Annotated in this window: 19 protein-coding genes and 2 tRNA genes; 9 read left to right on the top strand and 12 right to left on the bottom strand. The window is 62.8% G+C overall.

The annotated features are described in order from the left end of the window. Positions 1–66 precede the first annotated feature (66 nt). The gene (locus JOE62_RS04250) at positions 67–684 is read right to left on the bottom strand and encodes a DUF3027 domain-containing protein (protein WP_204720583.1); all 618 of its coding nucleotides are present in this window, start codon (positions 682–684) and stop codon (positions 67–69) included. Between the two features lie 3 nt (positions 685–687). Further along, on the bottom strand, positions 688–1,071 hold the full coding sequence (locus JOE62_RS04245; RefSeq protein WP_204720581.1) for a cold-shock protein: 384 nt from the start codon (positions 1,069–1,071) through the stop codon (positions 688–690). 255 nt (positions 1,072–1,326) lie between these two features. Between JOE62_RS04245 and JOE62_RS04240 the strand changes: the two genes are divergently transcribed. The 5 genes from JOE62_RS04240 to JOE62_RS04220 all read left to right on the top strand — a co-directional run bounded on the left by JOE62_RS04240 (position 1,327) and on the right by JOE62_RS04220 (position 5,238). Beyond that, positions 1,327–1,545, top strand: a complete 219-nt coding sequence (locus tag JOE62_RS04240; RefSeq protein ID WP_204720579.1) for a hypothetical protein — start codon at positions 1,327–1,329, stop codon at positions 1,543–1,545. Between the two features lie 58 nt (positions 1,546–1,603). After that, positions 1,604–2,311 (top strand): response regulator transcription factor, encoded by a 708-nt coding sequence (locus tag JOE62_RS04235; RefSeq protein WP_038990042.1) that lies wholly within the window; start codon positions 1,604–1,606, stop codon positions 2,309–2,311. Positions 2,312–2,363: 52 nt separating this feature from the next. Then, positions 2,364–3,902: a sensor histidine kinase gene (locus JOE62_RS04230; RefSeq protein WP_204720577.1), complete on the top strand. Its 1,539-nt coding sequence runs from the start codon at positions 2,364–2,366 to the stop codon at positions 3,900–3,902. A 111-nt stretch (positions 3,903–4,013) separates the two neighbouring features. Continuing rightward, entirely contained in the window at positions 4,014–4,304 is a 291-nt protein-coding gene (locus JOE62_RS04225; RefSeq protein WP_038990044.1) for a WXG100 family type VII secretion target, read from the top strand. 43 nt (positions 4,305–4,347) lie between these two features. Beyond that, a complete protein-coding gene (locus JOE62_RS04220) occupies positions 4,348–5,238 on the top strand; it encodes a DUF4031 domain-containing protein (protein ID WP_204720575.1) in 891 nt (296 codons plus the stop codon). Positions 5,239–5,340: 102 nt separating this feature from the next. On the opposite strand, the gene groL is transcribed toward JOE62_RS04220, so the two are convergent. The 3 genes from groL to JOE62_RS04205 all read right to left on the bottom strand — a co-directional run bounded on the left by groL (position 5,341) and on the right by JOE62_RS04205 (position 8,213). After that, positions 5,341–6,978 (bottom strand): chaperonin GroEL, encoded by a 1,638-nt coding sequence (gene groL / locus JOE62_RS04215; RefSeq protein ID WP_204720573.1) that lies wholly within the window; start codon positions 6,976–6,978, stop codon positions 5,341–5,343. 296 nt (positions 6,979–7,274) lie between these two features. Beyond that, complete coding sequence (locus JOE62_RS04210) at positions 7,275–7,880, bottom strand: LytR C-terminal domain-containing protein (RefSeq protein WP_204720571.1); 606 nt, start codon at positions 7,878–7,880, stop codon at positions 7,275–7,277. Positions 7,881–7,922: 42 nt separating this feature from the next. Beyond that, positions 7,923–8,213: a DUF3263 domain-containing protein gene (locus JOE62_RS04205; RefSeq protein WP_038990048.1), complete on the bottom strand. Its 291-nt coding sequence runs from the start codon at positions 8,211–8,213 to the stop codon at positions 7,923–7,925. 155 nt (positions 8,214–8,368) lie between these two features. Between JOE62_RS04205 and JOE62_RS04200 the strand changes: the two genes are divergently transcribed. After that, the gene (locus tag JOE62_RS04200; protein WP_204720569.1) at positions 8,369–9,142 is read left to right on the top strand and encodes a uracil-DNA glycosylase; all 774 of its coding nucleotides are present in this window, start codon (positions 8,369–8,371) and stop codon (positions 9,140–9,142) included. On the opposite strand, the gene JOE62_RS04195 is transcribed toward JOE62_RS04200, so the two are convergent. Further along, the gene (locus JOE62_RS04195) at positions 9,139–10,809 is read right to left on the bottom strand and encodes a threonine/serine exporter family protein (RefSeq protein WP_204720567.1); all 1,671 of its coding nucleotides are present in this window, start codon (positions 10,807–10,809) and stop codon (positions 9,139–9,141) included. The genes JOE62_RS04200 and JOE62_RS04195 overlap by 4 nt on opposite strands. 200 nt (positions 10,810–11,009) lie before the next feature. Here JOE62_RS04195 and JOE62_RS04190 point away from each other — a divergent pair, with 200 nt between their 5' ends. Further along, positions 11,010–12,056 (top strand): Atu2307/SP_0267 family LLM class monooxygenase, encoded by a 1,047-nt coding sequence (locus tag JOE62_RS04190; RefSeq protein WP_204720565.1) that lies wholly within the window; start codon positions 11,010–11,012, stop codon positions 12,054–12,056. A 56-nt stretch (positions 12,057–12,112) separates the two neighbouring features. Here the strand turns inward: JOE62_RS04190 and JOE62_RS04185 are convergent. Beyond that, positions 12,113–12,189: transfer RNA gene (locus JOE62_RS04185), tRNA-Val, on the bottom strand. Between the two features lie 410 nt (positions 12,190–12,599). Here JOE62_RS04185 and JOE62_RS04180 point away from each other — a divergent pair. After that, positions 12,600–13,217, top strand: coding sequence for a GNAT family N-acetyltransferase (locus tag JOE62_RS04180; protein ID WP_204720563.1), 618 nt, complete (start codon positions 12,600–12,602; stop codon positions 13,215–13,217). Positions 13,218–13,244: 27 nt separating this feature from the next. Here JOE62_RS04180 and JOE62_RS04175 read toward each other — a convergent pair whose 3' ends face one another. The 5 genes from JOE62_RS04175 to JOE62_RS04155 form a co-directional block, all read right to left on the bottom strand. Then, on the bottom strand, positions 13,245–14,171 hold the full coding sequence (locus JOE62_RS04175; protein ID WP_338085743.1) for a hypothetical protein: 927 nt from the start codon (positions 14,169–14,171) through the stop codon (positions 13,245–13,247). A gap of 2 nt (positions 14,172–14,173) precedes the next feature. Then, positions 14,174–15,808 (bottom strand): HsdM family class I SAM-dependent methyltransferase, encoded by a 1,635-nt coding sequence (locus tag JOE62_RS04170; RefSeq protein ID WP_239543181.1) that lies wholly within the window; start codon positions 15,806–15,808, stop codon positions 14,174–14,176. 122 nt (positions 15,809–15,930) lie between these two features. Then, entirely contained in the window at positions 15,931–16,881 is a 951-nt protein-coding gene (locus tag JOE62_RS04165; protein ID WP_204720561.1) for a DUF808 domain-containing protein, read from the bottom strand. A 164-nt stretch (positions 16,882–17,045) separates the two neighbouring features. After that, a tRNA-Thr gene (locus JOE62_RS04160) sits at positions 17,046–17,119 on the bottom strand. Positions 17,120–17,301: 182 nt separating this feature from the next. After that, positions 17,302–18,168: a DsbA family protein gene (locus tag JOE62_RS04155; RefSeq protein WP_204720559.1), complete on the bottom strand. Its 867-nt coding sequence runs from the start codon at positions 18,166–18,168 to the stop codon at positions 17,302–17,304. Positions 18,169–18,568: 400 nt separating this feature from the next. Here JOE62_RS04155 and JOE62_RS04150 point away from each other — a divergent pair, with 400 nt between their 5' ends. Then, positions 18,569–20,032: a trehalose-6-phosphate synthase gene (locus JOE62_RS04150; RefSeq protein ID WP_204720557.1), complete on the top strand. Its 1,464-nt coding sequence runs from the start codon at positions 18,569–18,571 to the stop codon at positions 20,030–20,032. Positions 20,033–20,073 lie beyond the last annotated feature (41 nt).

The following is a 20,073-nucleotide window of genomic DNA, read 5'->3' as shown; positions in this document are numbered from 1 at the left end:
GATTAAGGCCAAAGACCTTCGCGCAGCGATTCATCATCGTTGCGCGAAGGTCTTTTTCGCTGCTGCCTAGCTTTCCTTGCGCGTGCGGTTGCGCTGCGCTGCCCTGCGGCGGGCTGCCGTGCGCTGCGCGGTGCGGCGGCGACGCACCTGGCGACGTGCTGGCGACTTGTGCGGCTGCGAAGCCTCATCATCGTTTTCGGCATTCACCGCTTCGGTTTCGGCGTCCTGGTCCTTCGCTTCAGCTACTGGCTCCGATGCTTCCGGATTCTCCGCCGGCTTCGCGGATTCGGCTGCTTCAGCTTCGTTGCCGGATCCAGCCCCGTCTCCTGCGGCTTCCGCGGCTTCCGCGGCCTTGGCTGCTTCAATCTCTTCCTTGGCCAGGCGGTCTGCCCATGGCACCCATGCCGGGGCCAGCAGTGACTGCTCCCCTGCGATGATGCCCACTTCGCACACCGTCAGATCCTTGGACTTGGCCCGTGGCACCCGCGCAAGCGTGGCAAACCAGGTCCATCCTTGATATCCCGTTTTCTGGGAGACAAAACGATGGGTGACAAGTCGCTCACCTTCCGCCGTGACGCCTAGGTGTTCGCCGACTTCCGACGCGCCGGCAATTTCTGCGAGCGCGTCGCGAGCAGCATTCACTGCTTCGGCGAGGGTGGTGTCCAACTTGGGTTTACGGGCCATTATTTATGCGTCCAGATCATCGGCTACCGCGCGAAGCACGGTAGCAACCTTCTTGCCATATGCCTGTTCAGGATAACGCCCATTGCGCAAGCTATTGGAAACGTTGTCGAGCAGCTTAATAAGATCCTCGATCAGCACGGCTTCATCTTCAGGCTTCTTGCGCTTGGCGCGAGCTACCGATGGGGCCGCGTCCAGCAATCGCAGGCTCAGCGCCTGCGGTCCGCGACGGCCTTCGGCAACGCCGAATTCCAATCGGGTTCCGGGGCGCAGGTCATGCACGCCTTCGGGCAATGCCGCGGCATTGACGTAGATTTCCTTGCCGTCTTCTGCGGTGATGAAACCGAAGCCCTTGGCCTTTTCGTACCACTTAACCTTGCCGCTAGGCATGATCATTTACCTCGTTCGTTCTTTAACTAAGTTGCATGGCCGAGGCCGGCTCAGCGCCATGCATATTCATATGTTCGATCCAACGGAGCCACTGCCGGAATTCTTCTGTGCTTCTTTGCCGGGTGCTCAATCTGTTGGATCGGTTGAAGTCCTTAATCTAAGATTATGTCATCACTGGCACGCGGAATTCATCTTTGCCCGCCGTTCTCGGCATTCGGCACCGCCAGCCCGGGCTCCACGGCTAAACTTGGTACCGTGAGCGATTCATCCAAAACCATGACTGCACTGTCCCGCCTGGCGATCATCATCGCCATCCTTTCCACCCTGGCGCTAATTGGAACTCTCGTCTTCTATTTCCAGGAGATCGCCATCCCGCCCGTGCTCATGCTCTTCGCGCGCGTAGGCCTGCCCATGGCATTCATCCTGGCCGCCATCGTGGTCTTCGGAAACATCGCCAAGCGCCGGAAAAGCTAAGCAGCTACCCCAGGATTCGCTCAGGAGACTCCCAGACTAATTCGGCACACTGGGATTCATGAGTCCAAAAACTGCTGAGGCAAAACTTCTCGTTGTTGACGACGAGCCGAACATCCGCGAACTGCTCTCCACTTCCCTGCGCTTTGCAGGCTTCGAAGTTGTCGCTGCCGCCAACGGGCGCGAAGCCCTCGCGGCCGTCGAGGCCGAGGAACCCGACCTGGCTGTCCTGGACGTCATGCTTCCGGACATGGACGGCTTCACCATCACCCGCAAGCTGCGCGCCGCCGGACGCCACTTCCCGGTGCTGTTCCTGACCGCCCGCGATGACACCAACGACAAGGTCACCGGCCTGACCGTCGGCGGCGACGACTATGTCACCAAGCCATTCAGCTTGGACGAGGTCGTAGCCCGCATCCGTGCCGTGCTGCGCCGCACCGCCAGCGGCGAGGACGAGAACGCGACGATTGTCGTTGCCGACCTTGAACTGGATGACGACGCGCACGAGGTCCGCCGCGCCGGCGAGATCATCGATCTCTCCCCCACCGAATTCAAGTTGCTGCGCTACCTGATGATGAATCCGAACCGCGTGCTGTCCAAGTCGCAGATCCTGGACCACGTGTGGGAATACGACTTCAACGGCGATGCCTCGATCGTCGAGTCATACATCTCCTACCTGCGCCGCAAGGTGGACCGCCCGGAATGGCCAGCACTGATCCAGACCAAACGCGGCGTCGGCTACCTGATGCGCACCCCGGACCGCCGCTAAAGGCACATGTAACGGTCCGCGCCAATAGTTGAAGGCCTTGTAAAGTCACCATATGAAGTCATTTCGAGCCCAGTGGCGCCGCACCTCGCTGCGGACCAAGCTGGTCGCGGTCATGCTTGGACTGATGATCGTCGCGATCTTCGCTACCGCCATCGGCTCAGCGCACACGCTGAGGATCGCGATGACCAGCCAGATCGACAAGCAGCTGAATGTGTCCAAGTCGACGATGGCTTACGGGCTCAACAAGGCCTACCTCTACTCCCTGAATGAGGACAACGGCAGCCGTGACGCGCTGGACGTCGATGCCACACTGCTGGGACTGAGCAGCGCCTACGCCGACATCCGCGACCAGGATGGCGAGATCGTCTACGTGATGCCGCGTTCGCGGGTGGGCCCATCCAACGGTACGGATTTGCCGTTGCTGAACATGGAGCAGATCCAGCAGCTGGCGGCCCACCCGAATTCCCCCGCCACGGTTCCCGGTGCTTTCCCCACCTCCGCTGGCTGGCGCACGGTCATGATCCCGCTGAAGAGCAGCGAACTGAACCTGTTCTTGTCCCTGCCACTGGACAATGTGAACCGCACCGTGAACCAGACCGCGGTGCTGGTGCTCTCCACCGGCACGCTCACCGCTCTGCTGATGTCGATGATCGCCTATGGCCTCACCGGACGTTCGCTCAAGCCGCTGATCAATGTGGAGCGCACCGCGTCGATGATCGCCGACGGCGACCTGTCCCAACGCGTGAAGGACTACCCGGCAGAGACCGAAGTGGGCAGGCTTTCCCGCTCGCTGAACGCCATGCTCGCCCAGATCGAAAAGGCGTTCAACGACCGCGAAGCTTCCGAGCAGAAGATGCGCCGCTTCATCCAGGACGCCTCGCATGAGTTGCGCACCCCGTTGGTGACTATCCAGGGCTACTCTGAGTTCTATCGCTACGGCGGGCTGGCGGATCCGGAAGCCATGGATTCGGCGATGAGCCGCATCGAAGGCGAATCCAAGCGCATGGCGCGCCTCGTTGAAGACCTGTTGATGCTCGCCCGCCTGGACGAGCAACGCCCCATGGAACGGCAGCCGGTGGACCTGCTGGTCCTCGGCCAGGACGCGGTGGAAGACACCAAGGTCCGCGCACCCGACCGCACCGTCAAGCTCGTCGGGCTGACCTCCGACCGGCCAAGCCCGGCCAGCACCGTCGGCGATGACGCCAGGATCCGGCAGATCATTGCCAACCTGCTCACCAATGCGCTGCGCTACACCCCGGAAGGTTCACCGCTGGAAATTGCCGTGGGCGTGCGTTCACTGGTGGCCGGAACGATGGACGCCGTCGTTGAGGTCCGCGACCATGGCCCGGGCATCCCGGCCGAAGACTCCAAGCGGATCTTCGAACGCTTCTACCGCTCCGACAGCTCGCGCCATCGCGAGACCGGCGGTTCCGGACTGGGATTGGCAATCGTAGCGGCCATCGTCCAGCAGCACGGTGGTTCGGTGGCGTTGGCCGATACCCCCGGCGGAGGCGCAACGATGTCCATCTCGATGCCCTACGTGCCGCTTCCTGAACCGAAGGCCCCGGAAGTCGACGATACCGAGGATTAGCGACGTTGGACTTCTCCACACCCCGTGCCGGTTTGCTCCGGCACGGGGTGCGGTGTTTCTAGGGTAAGTGCATCAGTGACCGATTCACGTATTTTAGAAAGGGTGATTTCAGTGAGCACGTTCTCCACCAACACCGGTGAGATGCAGGTAAAATCCCAGGCCGTCATGAATACCATCGACCGGCTGCGCAATGAAGTCTCAACCATGCAGATGAACCTGGACCAATTGCAAAGCACGTGGCAGGGCTCCGCCGCGGCTTCCTTCCAGTCGATCGTGGCCGAATGGCGTTCAACGCATGTCCAGATCGAGGAGGCGCTGAGCAGCATTGCCACCGCGCTGAACCACGCCTCCATGCAGTACGAAGAGGTCGAGCAGGTCAATACCTCGCTGTTCCGATACTGACCAGCGCACGCGCAGCGGCAGGTTGATCAGTAGGCTTAGCATCATGAGCATTCTGATTGACCCGCCGCGCTGGCCTGCCCACGGCACGCTCTTCGCCCATCTGGTGTCGGATACGTCATTGGCTGAACTGCATCAGTTCGCCGAGCAGCAGGACATCTCGCGCCGTGCCTTCGACCGGGACCATTACGATGTCCCGCGCGAACGCTACGACGAGCTCGTTTCCGCCGGCGCTCTCGAGGTCACCGGCAGCGAACTGGTGAGGGCACTGGTCGAATCCGGGATTCGGATCCCGGCCAAATACCGTCCGGAGAAATTAGGGGCGGTGCTCGCCCGCCGGTGGTCCCGCACCTTGCCTACCGAACCGCAGCTCGGATCCGAGCTGCTGGGCTGTTGGTCCCAGAGCCACCGGCACTACCATGACCGGGTCCATCTGCTCTCCGTGCTGGAAGCCATCGACTGGCTGGCCAAGAACCAGACCGATCCTGAAGAGCTCATGCTCCTCCAGCTCGCCGCCTGGTTCCACGATGCCGTCTACGAGGGAACCAGCGAAGACGAATTCAAATCGGCAATCATGGCCCGCGAGCGGCTGTGGGGAGTGCTCTCCCCCGGTGCCGTGTCGAAGGTCAGCGACCTGGTCATGCTCACCGCAACGCATGCGCCCGCAGAAACCGATCGCCTGGGACATATCCTCTGCGATGCCGATCTGGAGGTCCTAGCCCGTCCCGCCGCGGCCTACCAGCGCTATGCCGAGGCGGTCTACAAGGAGTACGAGCATCTTCCGCGCCATGTGCTTGCCGCCGGGCGCAGCAAGATCCTAGCCAGCTTGCTGGAGAAGGAACGGATCTACGGCACCCCCGCCGGATACCAGCGCTGGGATCGCATCGCCCGGCATAATCTGCAGACCGAACTGGAACTGCTGCATGGCTGGCTTTAGCCCGGTGCCCGTTGCACGCACAACGGCCGATGGCCCGGATCCTTCCTTGGAAGGATCCGGGCCATCGGCGCGTTGACTGCGTGCTTAGTGCATGCGGGAAGCTTAGAAGCCGCCCATTCCGCCCATGCCGCCCATGTCATCGCCACCGGCTGGAGCAGCGCCAGCAGGAGCTGGCTTATCTGCGACAACAGCTTCAGTGGTCAGGAACAGGCCAGCGATCGATGCGGCGTTCTGCAGTGCCGAACGGGTCACCTTCACTGGGTCGTTGACGCCTGCTTCGAGCAGGTTCACGTACTCGCCGGTTGCGGCGTTCAGGCCGTGGCCAGCAGCCAGGCCCTTGACCTTGTCAGCGACAACGCCTGGCTCCAGGCCGGCGTTCAGTGCGATCTGCTTCAGCGGGGCTTCGATGCCAACGCGAACGATGTTCGCACCGGTTGCCTCGTCGCCTTCCAGAGCCAGCTTCTCGAAAGCAGCGGCGCCAGCCTGAATCAGTGCAACGCCGCCACCGGCGACGATGCCTTCTTCAACAGCAGCCTTGGCGTTGCGCACGGCATCCTCGATGCGGTGCTTGCGCTCCTTGAGCTCCACCTCGGTAGCAGCGCCGGCCTTCAGCACAGCGACACCGCCGGAGAGCTTTGCGTGGCGCTCCTGCAGCTTCTCGCGGTCGTAGTCCGAGTCGGTGTTCTTGATCTCGGCGGCGATCTGCGCCTTGCGGCCCTCGATGGCGTCGGCTTCGCCGCCGCCTTCAACGATGGTGGTCTCGTCCTTGGTGATGACGACCTTGCGGGCGGTACCCAGGACCTCCAGGCCGACGTTGTCCAGCGACAGGCCGATTTCCTCGGAGACGACCTGGCCGCCGGTGAGGATGGCGATGTCGGTCAGCATGGCCTTGCGGCGATCGCCGAAGCCCGGAGCCTTGACGGCAACGGACTTGAACAGGCCGCGGATCTTGTTCAGGATCAGGGTGGCCAGGGCTTCGCCCTCGACGTCTTCGGCGATGATCAGCAGCGACTTGTTCGACTGCATGACCTTCTCCAGCAAGGTCACCATGTCCTTGACCGAGGAGATCTTCGAGTTCACGATGAGGATGTATGGGTCCTCGAGAACGGTTTCCTGGCGCTCTGCGTCGGTGACGAAGTAAGCGGAGATGTAGCCCTTGTCGAAGCGCATGCCCTCTGCCAGCTCCAGCTCCAGGCCGAAGGTGTTGGACTCTTCAACGGTGATGACACCCTGCTCGCCAACCTTGTCCAGAGCCTCAGCGATCAGGGCGCCGATCTCGGTATCGCCTGCGGAGATCGAAGCGGTAGCGGCGATCTGCTCCTTGGACTCGATCTTCTTCGCAGCGGCGAACAGCTCGGCGGTGACGGCTTCTACAGCCTTGTCGATGCCGCGGCGCAGCGCGATCGGGTCGGCACCTGCGGCAACGTTGCGCAGGCCTTCCTTGACCAGTGCCTGTGCGAGCACGGTTGCGGTGGTGGTACCGTCGCCGGCGACGTCGTCAGTCTTCTTGGCAACTTCCTTGACCAGCTCTGCGCCGATCTTCTCGTAAGGCTCTTCGAGGTCGATTTCCTTAGCGATGGACACGCCGTCGTTGGTGATAGTAGGAGCGCCCCACTTCTTCTCCAGAACAACGTTGCGGCCGCGTGGGCCCAGGGTGACCTTCACGGCGTCAGCAAGGGTGTTCAGGCCGCGCTCTAGTCCGCGGCGTGCTTCCTCGTCAAATGCAATCATCTTAGCCATTGTGGCGTACGGTCCTTTCGGGACGATTTTGCGAAAATGCAACCGACAGACAGCGCCCGCGACGGACGAGTGGACCGGCGCGGCATCGGGCCAGCAACCGTTTCAGCTCTCGCTATCTGAGGTATTTTCCACGCTTCAGGCGCCGCATCCGCCATCCGGCGCTTCGGACGTTCCTGGTGAACGCACAAGCCGACCGGCGTTAGCAGTCGCAACGCATGAGTGCTAATACAAATATTGGCACTCTCGCATGGCGAGTGCAAGCCGATCGGCTCTGAGCGTATGGAATTATGAACGAATTATTCGTTGAGCCCCAGGGTGTCGTCGGATCCCAAAACGACGGTGACCCGGTTCGGAATGTTGCTGGTCTGCAGGACTTCGTCGATATTCAGGACTTCTGCGGCTTTTTCAGCGGTGGTCCGGTAGGCCTCGGACATGTAGTAGACCGCGGACACTTCGGCCGACTTGGTCCAGTTGTCGGCGACGACGCTGGTGAACCCGGCTTCGGTCATGGCTTCCTCGCCAGCGTTGGCCAGGCCGGCGACGCTTGCCGCGTTGTAGACGCCAATCAGCTGGCCATAGAGGACGTCTTCGTCATCGATGGTGCTTGATGGCGATTCGGATTCGCTCGGTGTTGCTTCCTCGGAGGACTCGGCCGTCTCTTCCTGCGATTGCGAGGTTTCGCTTTCAGCCGAAGTCGCAAGGGTCTCCTTGAGCTGCGGACCGAAGATGAAGGACAAGGCACCGATCACCAGCACGAGCACTGCGGTCAGCACCACCCAGCGCAATTTCCCACCGGTTGACTTTGACGCGGCGGACTGCGCCCATCCGTGGGCGTGGTGCGAACCCACACGGGTGCTGAATTCCGGAACGCGATCAAATTCGTCACGCGGGTAGTTGGTCATTCTCGTCCTTGCTCGAGGTCTGATTGGTCACGGCAGGCAGGGTTATCGTCCCGTGCCGACCTTACCGCCCACGCGACGTTTTGTAGAACGTGCTCTGCGCAGGCGCTTGACCAACATCGGGTCGTAGGCCAGTGCCGCGTCGGTTTCAATCAGCTGGTTCAGCAGCTGGTAGTAATTCGTCGGCGACATCGAAAACTGCTTGGTAATGGCTTGTTCCTTGGCCCCTGCATACTTCCACCACAACTTTTCCAGGTTGAGGATCTGTTGCGAACGCTCGTCCAATTCCGAATCCGGGTTCATCACGAAATCCGCCAGCAATCCATTCTCAGCCATACGTTCTCACCTCGGTTCTTGGATCGGTTTTCTCGGGTTTCGGCTATGCATGCAATCCACCACCGGTAGATATACCACCGATATTCTAACCAATCTGCTTGCCTAACACCGTGTGGCCGAGCACAGGCACGCCAGAAAACGGCACAATTGCCTCTATGGACGATATGCAGCCAGCACTTTTCGACGCTCCCGAGCCAGCCGCGGCGCCCGTGTATGAAGCGGCGGATTTCCCGTTCTACCACGGCGCAAAATCCATGGCCGACCACGGGTTTATTGCCGAAGACTGGGTTCCTGCGCTCAGCCGCCAGGACGCGCTGCTGCGTCGCTTGGCCAGCGATTTGGCGGCCCGCTCGGCCGCCGGCGAACAGATCCTTCCAGCGCCGGAGGTGATGTTCCGCGCACTGAGCTTGCCATTATCCGAGGTCAAGGTCCTAATTATTGGCCAGGACCCCTATCCGACGCCCGGCCACCCCAACGGCTTGGCCTTCGCGGCGAATAAGCAGGTCCGCCCGCTGCCGCGTTCCCTGGCCAATATCTACAAGGAGCTGCAGGCCGATCTCGGTCTGGATCCGGTCCCGCATCCGGATCTGGGTCCCTGGCTGTCCCAGGGAGTCTTGCTGCTGAACCAGGTGCTCTCGGTGACCGCGGGCAATGCCGGCTCGCACCAGAAGCTGGGGTGGGCGCCAATCCTGCAGGCGATCCTCCAGGCGCTGAATGAGCGCCCTCTGCCTCTGGTGGCGCTGCTGTGGGGCAATCATGCGCAGAAGCTTTCCGGGTTGCTGCCCAACGCCGTGCAGCTGCAAAGCGCCCACCCCTCGCCGCTGTCCGCCTCGCGCGGCTTCTTCGGTTCCAAGCCCTTCTCGAATATCAATCGGCTCCTGTCCGATAGCGGGCAGGAGCCGATCGACTGGTCATTGCCGAGAACCTAGCGTCGGCGGATGCGCCGGCGCTCACGCCGGGCGGTAGAGGTCAGCGGACGGCACAGCGTATCGCCGAAGACGACCCCGCCAGCGATGGAAAGCATGATCGCCATCGCGTTGAACATCTCCACCAGGCCGGTGGCCATGTCTTCCACGTTGATGACGATTCCGTACATTGCGCGGAAGATCATCAAGCCGGGAAGCAGGAACATGACCGCGGGGGCTGCCAGCACCAGCTGCGGGGACCGGAGCTTGTCTGCGGCCAGCCGGGCGGCGAAACCGATCACCGTGGCTACCAGCGCCGGGGTGGCCCGGTCACCGAGTCCAATGCTTACGGCCAGCAGCTGCACCAGGTAGCCGCCGACAGCAATCCCGGCGGTAGGCAGCAGCAGGCGCAGCGCGCTTTGCTCGGTGACCGCACCGGCAACGATGGCCACGCCCACCAGGATCACCAGCAGCCAAGCCGGATACTCTGTTGTCGCGATCTGGTGGACATCGACCTTTTCCCCGCCGAGCAGATCCGAGATCACCAACGCGGTGGCAATGCCGCAGAGGATCGCCCCGTAGATCAGACTGGCAGAGAACAGGCGGCCTACCGCGGTCACCGGGAAGCCGTTGATGGCATCTTGCAATGCCGAGACGAACCTGCCCGACGGGAGCAGCAGCAGGATGCCGCCGGAAACCACCAACGCCGGATCCAGCGGTGCATGGAATTGGTGCCCCAGCAAGGCGATGCCGGTGACCGCAAAGGTCGAGGCGGCAATGGTGAAGAACTCGGGCACCCGCCAGCGCGAACCGTACCGGCCGATCTGCGTCACGAGGCTCGAAGAGAGCATCGCCACCAGCGCGCCGGCCCAAGAACCGCCGATGAACAGCACGAACGCGGCGGCGAACACTGCCCGGCCGCAGGCGACGATCCAACGCGGGAACGGCTTGGGCTGCCGGGTGATCTCCTTCAGCCGCTTGGCCGAGGCGGTGCGCGATACGCCACCGGCAATGATGTCCGAGACGAGCTCGTGCACCAGCACCATGCCGGCGTAGTTCGCAGTGTAGGAGCGAACCACGCGCAGCACCGAATAGCTTTCGGCATCCGGCGGGCTGTAGTTCAAATGCAGGGACTGGTTGGTGATGTCCACATCCAAGTGGCTCAGGCCCAGCGCCGCGGTCACCGCGATGATGCTGGTTTCCACTTCCAGGGCGCCTGCGCCGTAGCGGATCAGGGTCTCGCCCAAGTCCAGCGCGAATTCCATGGTGCGCCGGTTGGATGCGTCCTGGTCCACATTGATCTTGGGGTTGGCGTAAGGCGTGCCCTGGAGACGCTCAACGATATTCAGCGCCTGGGTGGGAGGGGTGTCCGAGATCCACATTTTCGCCAGCAGGCGGCGGGCCACCGGGTTGGCACGGGTAGGCATGAGGGTGATGCCCTCATCGGTGGTATGGACCTGGCCGGTGCGCCACTCGATATCGGAGGCATCGGCAGCCGCCACATTGGCGCTGACCGCGGTGTTGAGCGGCAGTTCCGAGGCCATTGCAGGCTCTTCGGCCGGTTCCGCCGGATGGAAGCCCATGTTGATCTCACTAGTGGCAATGCGGGGCAAGGCGCCAGCGGCAGGAGTCGGATCCTCGCCTGCGGCAGTCGACTCGGCGGACTGCTCCTCGCTAGATCGATGCGCCACGAATCACTCCCCCTCAACCAAAGTTTTTCCCATGGGATTCACCATACAACCCGTGCATGGGAAGTTGGCCGGAATGGGGTGAATTCGCGAGGTATCCCCGGACACATTCAGGGGTATTTTCGGCCACTGGAATACTGCCGGTCCGCAGTTGGTTGCACCAAACGGAAGTTAGATGTGTTTGCATATATTCGGAGGTTGCAGTGACTACGCAGTTCCCCTTGCCCGAGATCGGCGCCGAGACCTTCGGCGACATCACCGAGGACGCCGACGGCAACCCGCTGAGCCATGCCCAGGTGATCCGCAATGTCATCGCCGAAGGGCAGCAGGCCGAAGCCTCGAATCTTGATTTCTTCGGCGTGGGCGAGCACCACCGCGACGACTACGCCATCTCCTCCCCCGAAATCGTGCTGGCCGCGCTGGCCAGCACCACGCAGCGCATCAAGCTGGGCACCGCGGTGACCGTGCTCTCCAGCGACGACCCGGTGCGCGTCTACGAACGCTTCGCCACCTTGGACGCGATCTCCAACGGGCGGACCGAGATCATCGCCGGTCGTGGCTCCTTCATCGAATCCTTCCCGCTGTTCGGCCTGGACCTCGAGGACTACGAGGAGCTGTTCGAGGAGAAGCTGCACCTGCTGGCCAAGCTGCGCCACGGCGCACCGGTGTCTTGGCAGGGCAAGCACCGCTCCGCATTGCGCAACCAGCAGATCTACCCGCTGCTGGAGGGCAAGCCGCTGACCACGTGGGTGGGGGTTGGCGGCAGCCCGCAGTCGGTGATCCGCGCGGCCCGGCACGGCCTGCCGCTGTGCCTGGCCATCATCGGCGGCCAGCCTTCGGCGTTCGAAGGCCTGGCCACCCTCTACCGCCGCGCGCTGGAGGAATTCGGCCAGGAGCAGCTGCCGGTCTCGGCGCACTTCCATGGCCTGGTGGCTTCCAGCGACGAGGAAGCCCTGGAAACGCTCTGGCCCCATTACCAGCGCACCATGAACCGGCTGGGGGCCGAACGGGGCTGGCCGCCTGCCAGCAAAATGCGCTTGCAGGCCTCCATGGGACCGGAGGGAGCCATGATGGCCGGCAGCCCGGAGACCGTGGCGCAAAAGATGGCCAAGGTGGCCCAGGAGCTGGGCCTGTCCCGCGTCGACGTCAAGTACTCTGCGGGATCCTTGCCGCACGAGGCGATGATGGACAGCATCAAGCTGCTTGGCGAAGAGGTCAAGCCACGGGTGCACCAGCTGCTCGGAGCTTAGCTTCCGGACTGCGCCGGAGACGGCGAAAGCCACCGCAATGCGGTGGCTTTCGTTCTTGGTGGATCTTACTGGACTCGAACCAGCGACCTTTCGCGTGTGAGGCGAACGCTCTAACCAACTGAGCTAAAGATCCATCTGCGCCCTGACTTGCTAGCCAAGTGCATAAGCAATCCTACCGGGGAAACGAGCCCCGCTCCAAATTGGCCCCGGCTCAAGCCACCGGATCCCTGCCCCGAACACGCCGATGTGCCGCATCGAACGCCGCGTTGAATCCCGGCAGCTTGGCCAGTGAGTAGAGCAGAAAAACAATGCCGAATGGTTTATTTGGGATTCACCTGAAAGTACCCTTTTCCACTTGTCAAAAAGGGACTTCAGGCTCCATAATTTTTCTAGCTCATCGAGCTCAAACTGGACCCTACAAGGAAGTTGCCGGAAGCCGCCGGCATCGGTCCCCTCAAGGCCAACGAAACCGCGCAGTGGATTTTAATCCACCGCGCAAAGCCTCATCTTTCGTTCGTTCTTAGCTTTTAGGACCGTACCCCAGTGTTTGAAAACCTGAACTTTTCCTTGTCATCCCTATGCGTTCAGCCAGCCCAGCGCGACGAATTGGCGACCCTCTACACCGTGGTCGACCAGCGCTGGCATCAGAAGTTCGATCGCCTCAGCCTCCTGGTGACCGTGCGCGACCAGGGCACCCTGGTTGCCGCCGGCCTGGTGCACGACTCCATCGTGGCGCCGACGTCCTCTATGAACGCGGTGGAACTGGGCTGCATGGCCGTGCGCGCCGACTACCGCCGCCTGGGCATCCGCCAGCATGTGACCTCATTGCGCCTGGCCCACGCCCTGCGTTCGGGCAAGACCCCGATCAGCGTCATCGATTCGCAGAACCCTGCCTCCTGGGCCTTCTACGAGCGCTCAGAGCTGTGGCAGCGCGAACGCAGCTTCGAGCACGAGGGCCGGCTCAAGTTCATCTACCAGGCCACCGAAGCCGCCTGGCAGTGGGCCGCGGACCTGCCGCAGGCTTCCGCCGACCAGGTAGCCATCCAGCTGCCTGGCGCCGCGCAGCCGGTCCCGAGCCTGGCTCTGCCCGCCAGCCCGATGCACCGCTTCGCCGCGCAGTTCGGCTCCGAGGATCCGGCCTCCGCCGTGCCGGTGATGTGACGGCCTGGGGCGGCTGTCTGGATCAGGCTAGAACAGGGCGTCCTGCTGCTCGTCCACCATGGCGTGGCCCGGCAGCGGGGCGACTTCGCCGGCCCGGCGAGCGCGAGCTGCCTCGTGCAAGTCGATCGGGGTGACCTTCAGGACCGCATCAACCATGGCGTTGAGGAACTGCGGGGCGGCAATGTCGGCAGGCACCGGGGCATGGACGCACTTGACCTCCGGATGCTCGTCCGCATCATTCCAGTCCACCAGCAGCAGGCCGGTAGCGGTGTAGCCGAAGCCGTCGCCGAAGTCGCGCAGCTTGCGGATCATGTCCACAGTGCGGCGGAAGGCAGCCGGCTCGGATTCCAGGATCGTGGCGCGCTGCACGAAGAAGAACCCGACGGCGGCCAGCGGGTAGCGGGCACGCAGGTTCGCCGCGTCGCCGTAGGCCTCTTCATAGCGGTTGGCCAGATTCTTGCCGAAGGACGAGGTCATCGCCTTGGTGCTCAGCAGCAGTTCGGGGCCGGTGGACCAGTGGGTCATCACCACGTCGGTCTGCTTCATGTAGGCGCGGCCCAGGATGCGCGCGTCGGTGCTGCCCGCCTTGCCGGCCATGATGGACTCGTGCACCTCGTCGGCCAGCCGCTCGGGCAGCTTGCGCAGCAGCTGGAGGATGTCGCTGGACAGCACCCGCGGCGCTTCGGGGCGCGGCCAGACCAGGTCGGCATCGAATCCGGCACGCCGCAGCTCGTGCGCCAGCCAGGCATCCACGCCCTGGGCGAAGCGGCCCGAACGGGTGACGGCCTTGGAACGCACCGGGATGCTCAGCAGTCGTTCGAGCACCGCGTAGGAGGGGTTGAATTCCCCGGTGACCGCGCCATTATTCAGCCAGGGCGAATCCTTCGGCGCTGACATCAAGGTGGTGTCGAATTCGGCGAAGGCCAGGGTCTTCTCGGTCGCAGGACTGGCCACTCTTATCCCTTCACTGCTTTGCTTCTGGCCTTGCGGCGTTCGAGCATGTTCATCCGCGCCGCGCGCACCGCCTCGATCGCTTCCGGCTCCAGGCCGAGCAGCGCCTTGAGCACCACTGAATCCACCAGGTTCGTGGCTTCCTGCTTGCGCCCATGGGCCAGCAGCTCGCGCACCTCGGGCTTGATGGCGCGCAGTTCCGGGGCGTGGCGCTGCACCATGCCGATGGCCGGGACCGGCAGCTGGTCGGCTTCGCGCGGCTCCAGCTTCAGGATGCCCCCGCCGTAGGAGCGTCCCACCATTTCGGCGCCGAGCATGGTCAGCGTGTTCAGCGACGCCACTGGCAGCAGCTCGCGGCCCAGCTCCCTGGCATCGGCGCCGAGGTACACCCCGTGGACCGAGTTGATATGGTGCACGGCGGCCTCGTTGGCGGTCAGCCGCGGGGTATCGGCGTTCATGTAGGTCATGAACAGATCCGGTACCGACAGCACCGGCACCCGCCACCACGGCGAGCGCACCCGGCACTTGTAGGCCGCATCCACGTTCTGCAGTTCGCCGCTGGCCACGAAGCGCGCGCCGGCGTTGCTGGGTTCCGCGGCGGGACGGAACATCCAGGCCGCCGCCCCGTGGGCTGCCAGCTTCTCCCAGCCTTCCCCGCTCAGCTCCAGCCCGCGCAGGTGGCGCGAGCCCGGCGGCGAGATGCGGATCAGGTCCTCTTCGGCCAATCCCAGCTCCTGGACCTGCGCGGCGGAAAGCGTGAACCACTTGTTGTTGCCGGTGACCGCGCCCAGCGAGGTTTCGCCCCAGGACTGCAGTGGCGCCATCCGCCCGGCGGCCAATGCCGCGGACAAGATCCCCTGCGCTTCGAGGCCCACCAAGGACCCGGTCCAGCGCTCGTTGCCGCGCGCCGGGGTGTGCCGGGTGCCCTCGCCCAGGGCCTGCAGGTCATGGGCATTGCGGAATTGGTGCAGGCTGAAGGAATCGCTGGAGCCCTGGCGATACCCCTCGGCCAGCAGCAGCACCACTTCTTCTTGCGCGTCGGCAAACAGGCGCTCCTCGAAGACCGCCAGGTGCACGCTGGCGAAGCGCTCGAGCAGCATCTGGCGCACCGGCCCGGCATAGTTCACGAACATCAGCTCTGCCGGCAGCACCAGTGCCAGCCGCCCGCCGGCGGCCAGGAAGCTGGTGGAGTGCACGACGAAGGCCGCCCAGATGCTGGCCAGCTCGTTCAGTTCCACGCCCGAGGCCTTGGCCGCGGCGCGCGAGAGCTGCCGGTCGGCACCGCGGTGCAGCTGGTAGCGCACATAGGGCGGATTGCCGATGACCGCATCGAAGTCTGCGTGCCCGGGAACCTCGAAGAAGTTGGCCTGCTCGATCCGCGCATCGATCCCGGCGGTTTTCATCCGCGCACGGGCCGCCTGCACCGATGGCTCGTGCAGCTCCAGGCCCACCAGTTCCACCGGGCCCCTGCCGTCTTCCAGCACCGCGTTCGCGGCGGCCAGGAATTGCGCGTCGCCGCAGGAGGGTTCCAGAACCCTGCTGCCGTGCTGCCCCAGGGCCCACTGCGCCATGAAGCTGGCCACGGGTTCCGGGGTGAAGTAGGCGCCGCGCGCATGGCGGGCGGTGGCCGGATCAGTCAATTCTCTACTCAACACTCATCGATCTTTCCACGCAGGCCAGACAGTTTGGCTGGCCCAGAAGACCGGGTCCGGGCTGCAACTTCTCTATTCTACGTGCGCGGGACGCCCGCTGATTTCCGTTCCTAGTGGGCGGCTTCGGCTTCGCCCTTGCGGCGCAGCTTCTGGATGCCCAGGACGATGGCGGTAATCACCGAGCCGATGATGAAACCGGCCAGGCAGGAGAAGGCGGTATTCACCAGCCAGCCGAGCATGGCGCCTGCCTGGCCGGTTGCGTCGTGGACCAGCAGCTCCACATGGTGCACGAAGCCGTACGGCGCATGCCAGCCGAGCTCGTCCATGCCGACCAGCAGCAGGTGCCCGCCGACCCAGAGCATCGCGATCACGCCGACCTTGCTCAGGATCGACATCACGATGGGCATCGCCTTGACCAGGCCGCGGCCGATCTTCTGCGAAAGCTGGCGCGGCTTGGCGGCCATGTGCAGGCCGATGTCGTCCATTTTCACGATCAGCCCCACGGCGCCATAGACCGCGACGGTCATCAGGATCGCGATCACGACCAGGATCAGCGCCCGGTTCAGGAAGGATTCGTGCGCCACCTCATTCAGCGAGATGACCATGATCTCCGCGGAAAGCACGAGGTCGGTGCGCACGGCCGAGCCGATGATCGCCTTCTCGTCGCGCACGCCCTCCTTGCCGCCCGGAGTGTGGTGCTTGATCGCGCCCATCGCTTCGAGCAGCTTCTCGGCGCCTTCGAAAACAAGATAGGCGCCGCCGATCATCAGGATCGGGGTCAGCGCCCAGGGGGCGAACTGCGAAAGGATCAGAGCCACCGGAAGGATGATCAGCATCTTGTTCCGGATGGAGCCAACTGCGATCTTCCAGATGATTGGAAGCTCGCGCTTCGGCGAGAGCCCTGCCACGTATTGCGGGGTGACTGCCGCATCGTCGATTACGATGCCCAGGGATTTGGTGCTGGCCCTGCCAGCGCCCAGCGCGATGTCGTCCAGCGATGCCGCGGTGACTTTCACCAGGGCGGCCACGTCGTCCAATAGTGCTGCAAGGCCTCCGGCCATGGTCGGCTCCTCAAATCTAGGTTCTGCGCAGAATTCTACCGGTGGGATCCTAGAGCCTGCCACAGGCTCGAGGTTGCATCGGGCACAATCCAGGGTGAAAACGAAAAACCGTGCCATGAAAACTCATCGGCACGGTTCCAGCTGCTGGTCCAAGACCAGATCAGAGCCCCCTACCGGATTCGAACCGGTGACCTTCAGTTTACAAGACAGACGCTCTGGCCAGCTGAGCTAAGGGGGCGTACCGAATAAGAATATCCGAAAACCCTGCGGCACTGCGAATTGGCGCAGCCGCGCAGCGCATGCCTTATTAAATGCCGATGGGAAGGAAGCCAACATTGGCTTCCTTCCCATCGACCGGGTGCGAGATCACTAAGGATACTACCGGATCCCGGACAATTGTCCAGCGGTGGCTGGATGGGCTTACTTGTTGGCAGCGATGGCTTTCTCGACCTCGGTCGGGAAGTCCTGGGTTCCCAGTGCGAACTCCTTGCCCTGGATGAAGATCGAAGGGGTGCCGGCTACGCCGTCGTACTGGCCAGCGGTAGTGGCGTACTGGACGAAGGGACGGAACTTGTCATCCTCGATGCACTTGGTCACAGATTCCGCTGCACCGTTCTGGATGGCCAGGTCCGCCAGCTCGGCGTTCTTCATCTCGCCCTCTGGGTAGTGGCCCCACAGCGCCTTGACGAAGCTCATGTAGGCAGCTGGGCTCTCGTCGGCAACGCAAGCCAGTGCGTTGGCACCGCGCGAGGAGAAGTTGGTTGGCGAACCACGGTCCAGGTAGCCGACGTTGCGGTATTCAACGGTGACATCGCCATTGGCCAGCCATTCTTCGATCTGGTCTCCGTAGGTGGCCTCGAAGTCTGCGCAATGGACGCAGTTGGCATCAACGTACATGGTGATATTGATCGGCTCGCCCTTGTCAGCCACCGTCAGGTCGCGCGGGGTGGCAGGATTCGGCACTTCGGCAGGCGCTTCAAGGGTCTTGATGTCCACGTTCTCGATGGTCTTCTGTGCAACGGTGTCTGGAGAGGTGACCATGATGCCGCCCCCTGCGGTACCGCCCTGCGGCACGGCGCCGGAGTCGGCAATCTTGGCGTTGTTGTTCTGCACGATCAAAGTAACTACCAGTGCGATGACCACAATGACTGCAGCCAAGACACCCAGCTTCACGAAAAGCGACTTGCGCTTCTGGGCGGCTTCTTGCGCGGCACGCATCTGCGCCGCCTTCTCACGGGCACTCGCGGTGCGCTCCGCCTTCGATGGACGCGGGTTATTCGTAGACATGTATTTGGCGTTTCCTTGGTCAGCGGACAAGTATCATCTGGAGTCAAGCTTAGCCAATTCCCGGGGTCCGTATCCGTGAAAACTCAAGATTGATCCACCTTCACAGGACTCACATATCTTCCGCATACAACCCCCAAAGTACCCTTCACGGCTTAACATGAGCGTTAAACCAAGTGACCAGCGGAAATGGTTTGTCCACTGCCATTCCCATCCTGAGTACACGGCATCTGCGCAAAAGTGACGCGTATGACGGTGCAATCCGCCCCATCGTTCCCTTACCAGCCAGTTTTCATTAGGCTAAATAGCAAGAGCGAGGAAATTAGACGAGAAGTCATTCACTCAGAACCGACGAATCTGCACCACGCCGGTGAATCAGATTGAATAAACCAGGAGGTTTGCAGTGGGTAACCCAGCGCCGAGTACAAAGACCGAGAATTCCTACGATTTCGTGGTTGTGGCCAACCGCCTTCCGGTGGACCGCATCACCAATCCTGACGGATCGCAAGGATTCCAGCGTTCGCCCGGTGGCCTGGTGACGGCCCTGGAACCTGTTATGGCCGCCTCCGAAGGCGCTTGGGTGGGCTGGCATGGCGGTATTGGCGAGGAGCTGGAGAGCTTCGACAAGGATGACATCCATCTGGTTCCGGTCCCCCTGGATGAAGACGACTTGACCCAGTACTACGAGGGCTTCTCCAACTCGACGCTGTGGCCGCTCTACCACGACGTGATCGTGCCACCGGAATACCATCGCACCTGGTGGGACCGGTACAAGAGAATCAACCGGCGATTCGCCGATGCAGTACTGGATATTGTCGCTCCGGACGCGACCGTTTGGGTCCACGACTACCAGCTGCAGCTGGTTCCGCAGATGCTGCGGCTGGCACGCCCTGATCTGAAGATAGGCTTCTTCCTGCACATACCGTTTCCGGCAGCCAGCCTGTTCTCGCAGCTGCCGTGGCGCACGCAGATTCTGGAGGGGCTGGCCGGGGCTGATCTGGTCGGATTCCAGCGTGAAACCGATGCCAGCAATTTCCTGCGCTGCCTGCGCCGGTTCACCGGCTACTCGACCAAGGGCGATGTGGCGTCGCCGCCAGCCGGCAACGAAATGCAGAATCTCTGCCGTGCCAAGGCCCATCCGATCTCCATCGATACGGAGCACATCGCCAAGCTATCGCGCGATCCGCAAATCATCGCCCGCGCGGCACAGATCCGCCATGAGCTGGGCAACCCGAAAACCATCATGCTCGGCGTGGACCGCTTGGACTACACCAAGGGCATCCGCCACCGCCTGAAGGCCTACGGCGAGCTGCTCTCCGACCAGACGCTGCGCGCCGGCGACGTCTGCCTGATCCAGGTTGCCAGCCCCAGCCGGGAAAACGTGGACAGCTACATCGAGCTGCGCGACCAGGTGGAACTGATGGTCGGCCAGATCACCGGCCAGCATGACACCCTGAGCCACACCACCCTGCGCTACCTGCATCAGTCCTATCCGCTGCGCGAAATGATCGCCATGTACCTGGCCGCCGACGTCCTGCTGGTCACGGCCCTGCGCGATGGCATGAACCTGGTGGCCAAGGAGTACGTCGCCGCTCACCAGGACGGCCGCGGCGTGCTGGTGCTCTCGGAGTACACCGGTGCTGCCGATCAGCTGACCCAGGCCGTACTGGTCAATCCCCACGACATCGACGGGATGAAAGCCAGGATCGTGGAAGCAGTCCAGATGAACGAGACGGAGCAGGAACGCCGGATGAAGCGCATGAACCGCCATTTGGCGCTCAATGATGTTTCCAAATGGTCCGATGATTTCCTGGCTGAACTGGCCGAGATCAATGCGGCCACCTCCGTGCACGAAATCGTTCGCTAAGCAGATTCCCGCGGGAATCGTGATCCTTGATGAGGAACGCA

The organism is Glutamicibacter nicotianae, from assembly GCF_016907615.1.
Classification (GTDB): Bacteria; Actinomycetota; Actinomycetes; order Actinomycetales; family Micrococcaceae; genus Glutamicibacter; species Glutamicibacter nicotianae.
This window is presented reverse-complemented; position numbering and strand designations above follow the sequence as displayed.

What these genes read in the sequence shown, in the direction of transcription:
- JOE62_RS04210 (WP_204720571.1), bottom strand. Translation starts at nt 7,880, where the DNA reads ATGACCAACTACCCGCGTGACGAATTTGATCGCGTTCCGGAATTCAGC.
- JOE62_RS04235 (WP_038990042.1), top strand. Translation starts at nt 1,604, where the DNA reads ATGAGTCCAAAAACTGCTGAGGCAAAACTTCTCGTTGTTGACGACGAG.
- JOE62_RS04165 (WP_204720561.1), bottom strand. Translation starts at nt 16,881, where the DNA reads ATGGCCGGAGGCCTTGCAGCACTATTGGACGACGTGGCCGCCCTGGTG.
- JOE62_RS04205 (WP_038990048.1), bottom strand. Translation starts at nt 8,213, where the DNA reads ATGGCTGAGAATGGATTGCTGGCGGATTTCGTGATGAACCCGGATTCG.
- JOE62_RS04155 (WP_204720559.1), bottom strand. Translation starts at nt 18,168, where the DNA reads ATGTCTACGAATAACCCGCGTCCATCGAAGGCGGAGCGCACCGCGAGT.
- JOE62_RS04200 (WP_204720569.1), top strand. Translation starts at nt 8,369, where the DNA reads ATGGACGATATGCAGCCAGCACTTTTCGACGCTCCCGAGCCAGCCGCG.
- JOE62_RS04245 (WP_204720581.1), bottom strand. Translation starts at nt 1,071, where the DNA reads ATGCCTAGCGGCAAGGTTAAGTGGTACGAAAAGGCCAAGGGCTTCGGT.
- JOE62_RS04230 (WP_204720577.1), top strand. Translation starts at nt 2,364, where the DNA reads ATGAAGTCATTTCGAGCCCAGTGGCGCCGCACCTCGCTGCGGACCAAG.
- JOE62_RS04220 (WP_204720575.1), top strand. Translation starts at nt 4,348, where the DNA reads ATGAGCATTCTGATTGACCCGCCGCGCTGGCCTGCCCACGGCACGCTC.
- JOE62_RS04250 (WP_204720583.1), bottom strand. Translation starts at nt 684, where the DNA reads ATGGCCCGTAAACCCAAGTTGGACACCACCCTCGCCGAAGCAGTGAAT.
- groL (WP_204720573.1), bottom strand. Translation starts at nt 6,978, where the DNA reads ATGGCTAAGATGATTGCATTTGACGAGGAAGCACGCCGCGGACTAGAG.